The 9,890-nt window shown below is 52.2% G+C and carries 6 protein-coding genes; 1 reads left to right on the top strand and 5 read right to left on the bottom strand.

All coding sequences use genetic code 11. The features are described from left to right. Window positions 1-840 precede the first annotated feature (840 nt). From MJ768_RS10240 to MJ768_RS10220, 5 genes are all read right to left on the bottom strand, one after another. Entirely contained in the window at window positions 841-1,503 is a 663-nt protein-coding gene (locus MJ768_RS10240; RefSeq protein WP_239291441.1) for a hypothetical protein, read from the bottom strand. 150 nt (window positions 1,504-1,653) lie between these two features. Further along, window positions 1,654-2,565 carry a hypothetical protein gene (locus MJ768_RS10235; protein WP_239291439.1) on the bottom strand — a complete coding sequence of 304 codons (912 nt, stop codon included), beginning with the start codon at window positions 2,563-2,565 and terminating at the stop codon, window positions 1,654-1,656. A gap of 23 nt (window positions 2,566-2,588) precedes the next feature. Next, complete coding sequence (locus MJ768_RS10230) at window positions 2,589-5,126, bottom strand: [protein-PII] uridylyltransferase (RefSeq protein WP_239291437.1); 2,538 nt, start codon at window positions 5,124-5,126, stop codon at window positions 2,589-2,591. A 7-nt stretch (window positions 5,127-5,133) separates the two neighbouring features. Further along, window positions 5,134-5,925 carry a type I methionyl aminopeptidase gene (gene map, locus MJ768_RS10225; RefSeq protein WP_239291435.1) on the bottom strand — a complete coding sequence of 264 codons (792 nt, stop codon included), beginning with the start codon at window positions 5,923-5,925 and terminating at the stop codon, window positions 5,134-5,136. A gap of 138 nt (window positions 5,926-6,063) precedes the next feature. Next, window positions 6,064-7,440 (bottom strand): DEAD/DEAH box helicase, encoded by a 1,377-nt coding sequence (locus MJ768_RS10220; RefSeq protein ID WP_239291458.1) that lies wholly within the window; start codon window positions 7,438-7,440, stop codon window positions 6,064-6,066. 399 nt (window positions 7,441-7,839) lie between these two features. Here MJ768_RS10220 and typA point away from each other — a divergent pair, with 399 nt between their 5' ends. Next, window positions 7,840-9,645, top strand: a complete 1,806-nt coding sequence (typA, locus tag MJ768_RS10215; RefSeq protein ID WP_239291425.1) for a translational GTPase TypA — start codon at window positions 7,840-7,842, stop codon at window positions 9,643-9,645. The last annotated feature ends 245 nt before the right edge of the window (window positions 9,646-9,890 follow it).

The raw sequence follows: 9,890 nt of genomic DNA, 5'->3' as shown, positions 1-9,890 counted from the left end.
TATCATGGTGGCGAAGTTCAGTGAAGTGCGGTGGAATAAATCAGTGTTTCCCTAATGCTTGATTCTACCTTACCCAAGAAGCGAACAGATGGCACGGCACGCCCACAGTCGTTATTTCGTCATGCGCCGAATGCCATGCTGAAGCGATATGTTGAAAAAGCAGGGTGTGCTTACTGAGTACAGCTTTAGTAAGGTATCTTTGAGCTTGCGGAACTGGAAGGGCTTAAGCCTGAAATCATCGAAGGGTTTTGATGGCAGGTGTTCCCCACACCCGTGGGGATGAACTGGACTAGTTGAATATGAACGATAAATGCTGCGGCAAGGCTCGTGGAACAAATCATCATTAGACTGGACCAACCCTCGCACCACCTCGTCCACGTGGGGCTGAGGGAAAAGCCAATTGCACTCGATCTACAGGTCTTGCGCGCACAAATTCAGTTTTCGAAAGAGCTTTCGGTCTCGCTCAGAGACGGGCATGCAAAGACGCTAGAAGCGGCGCAGGTCGATTTCAAATTGCCCTCGCATTAGAATCGCGTTCGAAGCTAATTGACTTTTCTGAACTCTTGGAATTTCAAACAATGCGGTACGAACCTGGATTCAGCTAAAACACTGCAACGAGGGCATTTACTCTATCGCCTCACCAAGAAATCGTATAACCCTTGAGCAACAGCAAGCAGCAACATGAAAAAGGATGCTATCTTTTCATGTTGCGATGCTCTGCCTTTCTTGGCTGACCTTGTGGGCGATACTCAAACTGGTGTCCCATCATCTTCCCCAGTCGCTGAAACTAGTCCTACGGTTCCAAGCGGCCTGACATCGGCACGCGACGCACAGCGCAACTTAATCGATCAATTCGATCGCCAGGTTATCCGCCCACAGCGTTCCGCCATCTTCCAGCATTACTCCGGCTATCAGAGAATAGGCAGAAGGGGGAATTTTGAGTTCGATGGTGTAACGCTTCCAGTCTTGCGTGCCTTTCACGCGGGCATTTTGCATGAAATTCCAGGCCAGGATTTGGCCGCTTCCGTCATCTGCACGAAGGACAAGTGCACCGCCAGCTCCGCTTATGTCCACGCCTCTAAGCGAGCCAGAAAGCCGTGCTGTCTTGTTGTGCCATGAGGGATGGACGCCGATCGATTGTTGGAGCAAACCAAAAGGCTCAGAGCCATGGCGCCTGATTCGCGCACTACTCGGGATGGAAAGTGCATTTTCTGGATCGGCCACAAAGGTATAGGATTTGCCTGAGCCATGCTCAATCTCTGTCCAAGCACTCATCTTGCCTTGCATGTCAGGATTGAACGAAGAGTTTTTTAAGCTGATGACTGCATCGGGAGCTGCGCGTCTTGCTTGGCGGCGTGCGTATGCAGATGGCAGAGCGGTAGGTGCGGTAACTTGCGTCACGGCAGATGTGGCTGGTACTGACGGAACATCCGCGCCAAAAGCATGGTTTGTAAAGCCTGCGAGCAGGAGTACAGCCCACAAATGGGATATTGAGTTATTCATAAATTTAAAAAAATATAGTGGTGCGCAATTATAGTTTGAGGTAGTGCCCGTGTGGCTCATTATTTGAAGAGGTGTGAGATTAATAAATGAGATTCGACTTAGTGGGGAAAGGTAAGCCGTGATCGTAATTTCGATGGACAATTTGTCAAGTTAACCCCCAGCTTGCTGACGTTTATACTCCTTGCGTTTCATATTGAGGTATTCGCTTTGTTCCAGCTCATGTAACTGGAGTGAGTAGCGCTCGGTGGACGTAAACCAGTCTCGCAGGCGCTTTTCCAGTTGTTGCTGAGGTGGCGTGGACAAGGCGCCGAGATAAGAACTTATTGCCAAGTAATAGCGCATGGTGTTGCGTTCCAGTGCTCCACGTATACCGCTGACATAGAGAGGCTTGCCGTCAGGCAGTTTTTTTATGACGGTGAATCCTACCTTGTCGCTTCCCAACGTCTTCAGGTAGGCCTGCATTGCAAGCTTTGCTGTAAAGCCATAGGCATACGAATATGACAGGTGGATAAATGTTCCTCCGTCTTTTAGAGGGATTGCTTCCAGCATGAAGCGATAGTTTTTAGTGCCGAATGGCCCTTTTTCTGCGTCCAGAAAAACCTGGAGATAATCCGACGATTTGGAATTAACTCGATATTCAAATTCCATTTTGGGGGCGATATTCAGCGGTTGCTCAGTTTTCCTGCCGATATATACCGTGAGGTTACTGCCTGGTTTGTCAACCGATTCGCGACAGTATTTGACATTGAGATGCAGGATCAGGATGTCGCACCAAGGGATTGCTCCCTTGAGCGCTGTACTTACCGTTGCAAATGGATAATTCATGAGCGCATAGATGTCGCCCTTTAAGTCAGTTGAGGTCTGACTGGAATCCAGATTAAGCGGTAATTGAAACTGGTTGTGGCTGAGCGTATCCCGCAATGCCATGTACTTCGCGCGGAGGGATGCTGCTGAATTCGTGTCAGAAATATCGGCATGGGCGATCCCTGCACCTGCACTTATAAGGCAAGCGAGAAAAAGATGAATCGCCCGCCACAGTAGCGTTCTGAACTTTTCTCTCATATTACGTATTCTCCGGTTAACGTTTAAGAAATCTGTCTTAACAGTTCTTCGCGTAGCGCTGTAATTGTCTGCGGTTGAATTAGCGCTGCGCTGGCTATATGGAAAGTGTCCTCGGCGCGCGCCCCCAGAGTGTTGATCTTGGCGCTACGTATCGCTATGCCATGCCGCGCCAGCACATGTGCGATCCGCGCCAGCAGGCCGGGGCGGTCGCCGGCGATGATGGAAAGCAGATAGTTTCCTTTATCATCTGACGTTATATTGACTTCGGATGCGATGGGAAAATGTTTGAGCTGGCGGGATATCCTGGCGGATTTTGGTGCGGAGGGTTCATTTGCGTTGGCTATCTCGCGTGACAGTTCATATTCTATGTAATTCATTACATCGCGATATGCTGGCTTGCTGTTGCCTGCATCCATTGCCAGAAAGCTGTCCAGCGCATAACCGTGCTGGGTGGTGTGGATCTTTGCTTCCATGATGTTGTAGTTCAGCCGCTCGAAAAAACCGCAGATGCGCGCAAAAATATAAGGCTGGTCGGGGCTGTATACCATCAACTGAATGCCTTCTCCGATGGGGCTTAAGCGTGTCTTGACGATGGCTGTGTCGCTATTGACTCGATGTGCCAGCAGGCGAGTGTGCCAGGCAATTTCCTGCGGTTCGTGGCGCAGGAAGTACTCTGCGTCTAGTTGCGCCCACAGTGTTTCATGCACTTCAGGAGCAATCGCATGCAAGCTAAGTATTTCCAGTGTGCGTGCGCGGATTTCGCCGACCTGATCGGCAATCTTGCCGTCAACCATATAGCGGCGCGTTGCCCAGAACAGATCTTCGAGCAACTTGCCCTTCCAGGCATTCCACACTTTTGGGCTGGTGCCGCGAATATCGGCCACGGTGAGCAGGTACAACGCTACTAGATAACGATCATTCTTTACTTTCGCAGCGAAGGCCGCGATCACGTCCTGATCGGACAAGTCTTGTTTTTGTGCGGTGGTGGACATGGTTAGATGATGCTCTACCAGCCATACCACCAGGTCGGTATCTTCCTGCGTCAGCCCGTGTTGTTTGCAGAAGCGTGCAGCGTCCGCACATCCCAGTATCGAATGGTCGCCGCCGCGCCCCTTGGCGATATCGTGGAACAGCCCGGCGATATACAGCACCTCGACGCGCGCGAAATCCTTGATCAGCTTGTTACACAGGGGGTATTCATGCGCGTGTTCTGCCAAGGTTAAACGGCGCAGATTGCGCACCACCATCAGGATATGTTCGTCTACAGTGTAAACATGAAACAGATCATGCTGCATTTGCCCGACGATACGACCAAACGCAGGTAGGTAACGGCCCAGAATGTCATTTTGATTCATGCGTCGCAGCGCATGGGTAAGGCCGTGTGGCTGGCGCAGGATAGCCATGAACAATGCACGGTTGTGTGGATCGCGTCTGAATGCAGCATCTATCTTATGACGTGCCCGCCACAGAGCGCGCAAAGTGGGGGCAGAAAATCCGCTCAGACGTGGATGTTGTTCCAGTAACAGGAAGCTTTCCATAATGGCAGATGGTTCGCGTTCGAACAGGGCTTCATCACGCGCTTCGAGCAAATCATCGCGCGTTATGAAGCGCTCATTTAGTGGATGTATGGTGCTGGCTTCGGGGAACAGGTGTGTACGCAAGTTTTGCAATAGCACGTCATTAAGTTGTTGTACAGCTTGTTTAGTGCGGTAGTAGCGCTGCATCATGTGTTCGCTGGCACGGCGTACACCTGTAGCAGTGATGTGCATTTGTTTCGCCAGTTCGGTCTGGTAATCGAATAGCAGGCGGTCTTCACGCCGCCCGGCCAAATAATGCAGACGAATGCGCAGGTTTTGCAGCAGGGCTTCGTGACGCGCGATGGCGCGCGCCTCTGGCTCGGTAATCATGCCTGCCTTGGCCAGCTCGCGCCAGGTGTCGCCCAAATTGCAGGCGCGGCTAATCCACAGCACGGTCTGTAAATCGCGCAGGCCACCGGGGCTTTCTTTCAAGTGGGGTTCGAGGTTGTAGTCCGCGTCGATGAAGCGTGCGTGGCGCCGCTGTTGTTCGTTCTGCTTGGCAAGGTAGAAAGCACGATGATCAAGGTGTTGCGTCAGCGTGCTGACCATTTCCTCAAACAGTTGGGGTGCGCCGATAATTAAACGTGCTTCTAATAGATTGGTCTGCACCGTAATATCGACCGATTCCTCTACGCATTGCGCAACGGTACGGATGCTGTGGCCGACTTCCAGGCCAATGTCCCACAGCAGGCCAACCAGTTCCTGCAACTGTTGTTGCAACGCTGGATTCGGTTCCTCCGGCAACAGGATTAGCAGATCAATGTCGGACTTGGGATATAACTCGCTGCGCCCATAGCCGCCTACGCCTACGAGCGTCAAATTTGGCGGCATGGCGAGGAGTTGCCATGCCGCGCGTAAATGTTCATCCACCAGCTTGGCATGGGCGCGCAGCAGGCGGGCTGGTTGCGCGTGGCGTTCATAATCCTGTTGCAGGAATAATCGTGCAGTACGCAAGCTCTGGCGGATTTCAGCGGCGCTTTGCACGACTTATTTAAGGTGGAGGAGGTGGAGATCCAGCAGAAACAGTCAGCACTTCAAAGCCGGATTCGGTTACCAGAACGGTGTGTTCCCACTGAGCCGACAAACTGTGATCCTTGGTCACGATGGTCCAGCCATCACCGAGCTGAGTGATGCCAGCCTTGCCTGCGTTAATCATCGGTTCTATGGTGAAGATCATGCCCGCTTCCAATTTCAAACCGCTTTTAGGCTTACCATAGTGCAACACCTGTGGCTCTTCGTGAAATCCCCTGCCGATGCCGTGGCCGCAGAATTCGCGCACCACGCTGTAGCCCTGCGCTTCGACAAAGCTCTGGATGGCGTGGCCGATATCACCTAAATATGCGCCGGGCTTGACCACGCGGATGCCTCGCCACATAGCCTGATAAGTGGTTTCGCACAGCCGTTTTGCCTGGATGGAAGTTTCGCCGACATGGAACATGCGGCTGGTATCGCCGTGATAGTCTTGTTTGATCGTGGTGATGTCAATGTTCAGGATGTCGCCGTTCTTGAGTTTTTTGTCACCCGGCACGCCATGGCATACCTGATGATTGATTGAGGTGCAGATGGATTTTGGATAGGGCGCATGTCCTGGCGGCGCGTAATTGAGCGGCGCAGGAATACATTGTTGAATATTCACCATGTAATCATGGCAGAGGCGGTCAATTTCGCCAGTAGTAACGCCAGCTTGTATAAAAGGTGTGATGTAGTCCAGCACTTCGCTGGCCAAGCGGCCTGCGATGCGCATTTTTTCTATTTCCTGAGGGGTCTTGATGCTGACGGGCATAATTGCTTAGATTTTAGAATAAACGGTGGCAAGCATAGTGGATAGCGGCTGTCAGCACAACAGCATGATTACCAGCAGAAACAAAAAAGGCACGCCTAGGCATGCCTTTTTGCTTTTAGCGAAAAAGTCGTTTAATGCTTAACGGTTGCCGCTATTGTGGTTGCGTCCAGAGAAGCTGCTTGCCGGACGACGTTCCTGGCCAGCAGGACTCGTGTTGCCGGTGTTTCCATTACGCCGAGGTGCATTGTCACTGAAACGATTGTGCGATTGACCCTCCCGTCGAACGCCATCAGGATGACCATGACGGCTGTCAGGGGCGGTATGGCGTCCGAATCCGCCGGGTTTGCCACGTGTGCTGGAGGGCTGTGAGCGCGGTTTGAATTTGGGTTCCAGACCGGCAACGATATGAGCGGTTATACTCTGTCCGGTGTAGCGTTCGATTTTTTGCAGGTTTCCGGCATCGCGGTTGGATGCAAACGATACGGCGATACCGGAAGATCCGGCACGACCAGTGCGGCCGATACGGTGCACGTAGTCTTCGGCGGCCTTGGGCAGGTCGAAATTGATCACGTGGGAAATGCCCGGAACGTCGATGCCACGTGCGGCCACGTCAGTCGCCACTAAAATACGCACTTGGCCACGGCGCAGGCTAACCAAGGTGCGGTTGCGTTCGCGCTGGTTCATATCGCCATGTAGCGCGGCGGCGGAATGTCCTTGTGACAGCAGTTTGTCAGCCAAAGCATCAGCGTCGCGTTTGGTTGCGGTGAATACCAATGCTTGATTCAAGTCCGTATCGCGCAGCAAGTGATCCAGCAAACGGCCCTTGTGTGCCATGTCGTCCACATACATTAGGCGTTGTTCGATGTTTTCGTGGCGTGCCTGAGTAGCTGCGACGCTTATGCGCTTTGGATTCGTGAGCAGCCGTTTTGCCAGGTTGCCAATTACACCATCCAGTGTGGCGGAGAACAGCAGCGTTTGGCGCGTGGCCGGGGTGGCTGCGGCGATGCGTTCCACGTCATCAATGAAACCCATATCCAGCATACGGTCGGCTTCGTCCAGCACCAACATTTCGAGGCGCGAGAAGTCGATACGACCGCGCTCGATGTGATCAATCAAGCGGCCCGGAGTGGCGACTAAAATATCTACTGGGCTGGATAGCAGTTTGTTTTGTAGCGGGTAGGGCATGCCACCGAGAATGCTCACGACTTTCAGGCGCATATTCTTGCCATATTTAGCGGCGGCGTCTGAAACCTGTTGTGCCAGTTCGCGCGTCGGAGTCAGCACTAGCACGCGCGGCCCCTTGCTACGCACGGCGGAAGGTTCGGCGATGCGGTTTAACGCGGGCAGGATGAAAGCGGCAGTTTTGCCGGTGCCGGTCTGGGCGGATGCCATCAGATCGTGACCCGCCATCACTTCGGGAATGGCTTCGGCCTGAATGGGCGAGGGCACGGTATAGCCGGATTCTTCCACAGCACTGAGGATTAAGGGGTTCAATCCCAGAGAGGCAAAGGTAATAACTTTAATAGGTGTAGCTGTGTTTTCAATAGACACGATTGTTCCTTAATTAATGATTAAATCAAAGCGCATGCGTGGCTAAAGCCACACACTAAAATTTAGTAGGGAGATCATAGACTCTACCAGCGCAAAACATCGTCGCTAACCGGTAAAAGCAAGACGCGTCAGAGACGCCAGAGGTCAGAAAACGATGAGCCATCGCTGCACGAATATCGCAGCAAGGGCGCATTATACACAGTTGAGTAATAATAGCCAGAAAATAAATCTGGACGTGCTTTGTTACCTGCAAAATAGGCTGCAATAATTTTTACTACCAAATAGTAGCTTGGAATGAATTGTAAGGTTCGGATGTATCCGTATGCTAGAATGCGCGCCCTTTATCTAGCTTAGGTAGTAAACATGTCGCGCGCAATCCGTAATATCGCCATCATAGCTCACGTTGATCACGGCAAAACCACGTTGGTGGACAAGCTGCTGTCCCAGACAGCCACTTTCGCCGCGCACCAGCATATCGCTGAGCGCGTGATGGACAGCAACGATCTTGAAAAAGAGCGTGGCATCACCATTCTGGCAAAAAACTGCGCAGTGGAATATGAAGGCGTGCATATCAACATCGTGGACACGCCAGGGCACGCCGACTTTGGTGGTGAAGTGGAACGTGTTTTGTCGATGGTAGACGGCGTGTTGTTGCTGGTAGATGCGGTGGAAGGCCCGATGCCGCAAACCCGCTTTGTCACACGCAAGGCGCTGGCACTGGGTTTGCGTCCTATAGTGGTAATTAACAAGATTGATCGTCCCGGCGCGCGGCCAGAGTGGGTAGTGGATCATACCTTTGATTTGTTCGATAAGCTTGGCGCAACCGAAGCACAAATGGATTTTCCGATAGTCTACGCCTCGGCGTTGAATGGTTATGCGACATTGGATTTGGCGAATCCGAGCAAGGATATGCGCCCGTTGTTCGATACCGTGTTAAAGCATGTGCCGGCACCGGTTGGCGATATGGACGGGCCGCTGCAATTTCAAATTTCTGCGCTGGATTATTCCAGCTTTGTTGGTCGCATTGGTGTTGGACGCGTTTCGCGGGGGCGAATTAAGCCGGGTCAAGAGGTCATGGTGCTGAATGGCGATAAACCGCCGAAGAAAGCGCGGGTCAATCAGGTGCTGGGTTTCCGTGGTATAGAGCGGGTACAAATGGAAGAAGCGGGTGTTGGCGACATCATTCTGGTCAACGGTATCGAAGATATCGGTATTGGTGTCACCTTGGCCGATATTAACCAGCCAGAAGCTCTGCCTATGCCAAAGGTGGATGAGCCTACTTTGACCATGACCTTCCAAGTGAACAACTCCCCGTTGGCAGGACAAGAAGGCAAGTTCGTCACTAGCCGCCAGATTCGAGATCGTTTGACTAAGGAATTGTTGGTTAACGTGGCATTGCGCGTGGAAGATACGGGTGAGACAGATTCCTTCCTGGTGTCTGGACGTGGTGAATTGCACTTGACCATTTTGCTGGAAAATATGCGTCGAGAGGGCTTTGAATTAGCTGTTTCGAAACCGCGCGTGGTGTTTCGTGAAATTAACGGCGAAAAATGTGAGCCGTATGAAATGCTCACTGTAGACGTTGAAGAGGAAAATCAGGGTGTAGTAATGGAAGAGTTGGGCCGCCGACGCGGCGATTTGCAGGATATGCAGTCGGATGGAAGAGGCCGCGTGCGTTTGGAATATCGTATTCCGGCACGCAGCTTGATCGGTTTCCAGGGTGATTTTATGACCATGACCCGTGGCACCGGACTTATCTCGCACGTCTTCGACGACTACGGCCCGGTCAAGCCGGATATGCCAGGCCGTCATAATGGCGTGCTGATTTCTCAAGACAATGGCGAGGCTGTAGCCTATGCTTTATGGAAATTGGAAGATCGTGGCCGCATGTTTGTCAGCCCCGGGGATAAATTGTATGAAGGCATGGTCATTGGCATACACAGTCGCGATAACGACCTTGTGGTTAACCCGATCAAGGGCAAGCAACTGACTAATGTACGTTCCTCCGGCACGGATGAAGCAGTGCGCTTGACCACGCCAATTAAGCTGACGCTGGAGTCGGCTGTTGAGTTTATTGATGACGACGAGCTGGTGGAAATCACGCCGCTGTCCATTCGTGTGCGTAAGCGTTATCTTACTGAACAAGATCGCAAGCGTGCTTCCCGCTAGTCTTACTGTGTCATAAACTTGATCCATGATTTGACCAATTGCAGTGCGGACAATGGCCGATGGTTCTTGCAAATGCCACGCTCAAGTGCAGTCGCAACGTCGTGATCGAGTCCGCCACGCGACGTTGCCTGCGCTGGGCTTCCCGGAGGGAAGTAGTTTTTTGGAACGACAGGAACTTGGCGGGGAATTAAGGCTTACCGTTAATTGTAACGGTATCACAAGGGAATAATCAGGAACGCTCAGGC

The organism is Candidatus Nitrotoga sp. 1052, assembly GCF_927312905.1.
GTDB lineage: Bacteria > Pseudomonadota > Gammaproteobacteria > Burkholderiales > Gallionellaceae > Nitrotoga.
Note: the sequence above shows the minus strand (reverse complement) of the source record. Positions and strands in the feature narration are given on the sequence as shown.